Annotated in this window: 2 protein-coding genes; one reads left to right on the top strand and one right to left on the bottom strand. The window is 64.9% G+C overall.

Features of this window, described 5'->3' with window-relative positions; genetic code table 11:
• Positions 1–276: NADP-dependent isocitrate dehydrogenase (locus B3T59_RS17035; RefSeq protein WP_287004435.1), on the bottom strand; the 276-nt coding region annotated here is incomplete at its 3' end.
• A gap of 258 nt (positions 277–534) precedes the next feature.
• Here B3T59_RS17035 and B3T59_RS17030 point away from each other — a divergent pair.
• On the top strand, positions 535–929 hold a 395-nt coding region (locus tag B3T59_RS17030), incomplete at its 3' end, for a DUF3375 family protein (protein WP_287004434.1).

Raw genomic sequence — 929 nt, 5'->3', positions numbered from 1 at the left:
GACCGAGGCGCTGATGTTGGGAAGTTTGATGATGTTGGTGTCCGGGTCCTGGGTGAGACGTCCCAGTTCGCCGAGGTGGTCGCCGACCTTCTGCTCGTCAGTCAGATAGTCGGGGAATTCGGACAGGATGCGCGACGCAACGGAGATGTCGGAAGTCTCGACGTTGATGTCGGCGGAGTCGGCGAACGCCCGGATAACGGGCAGAAAGGCGTAGGTCGCCAGCATCGGCGCCTCGTCGGTCAGGGTGTAGATGATGGTCGGTTGCTTGTCGCTCATAACCTGCCTTCGCTCTCGAGTGCGGTCGCCCGACACAATTGGGTCGTGTGTCGCAACCGCTGGCCACGCGCGGGTGTGCGCGTCCAGCGTCAACCCTATTCCGTCAGCCAAACCCGTGCCGCACGTGCTCGCGAAATGAACTGGGTCGCGTCTCGCTGACAGCGTGTTCTCTGCCACTGAGGTGCGCTCGCGGTAGGGCCGACCGGCCATGGCAGACTCGACCGCGGTCCGTGAACGAGGTGCAACCGTGAGGTGACGATGGTGAACTCTGCCGTGGATGGGGCTCTGACGCTGACCGACACGTTCGAGGCGAACCGCTCGATCCAGCGGTCCGCAGCTGTCCGACTGTTCGCGGCCTCGAACTCCGCGATGTACGTCACGCTGATGGAGCGTCATCTCGATTTCGGAATTCGCCACTCCGAGTCGGAGCTAGCGATTCGCCTCGACCGCGACATCGCCGCACTCGGCACCTCCGACCAGCCCGCCGGCCTCGATCTCATCAAGTCGTGGGCCAAGCAGGGGTGGCTGCACCGCGTCACCGACGCGGCATCGCCGTCGGCGCCCAACGTGTGCTTCCTGAGCACCGAGGCGCGCTCGGTGATCGCATACATGCGTCGGTTGCGGCGCGAGGACAGCGTCGCCACCGGCGGGGG

Source organism: Gordonia sp. UBA7860 (assembly GCF_002500165.1).
GTDB classification, from domain to species: Bacteria; Actinomycetota; Actinomycetes; order Mycobacteriales; family Mycobacteriaceae; genus Gordonia; species Gordonia sputi.
Note: the sequence above shows the minus strand (reverse complement) of the source record. Positions and strands in the feature narration are given on the sequence as shown.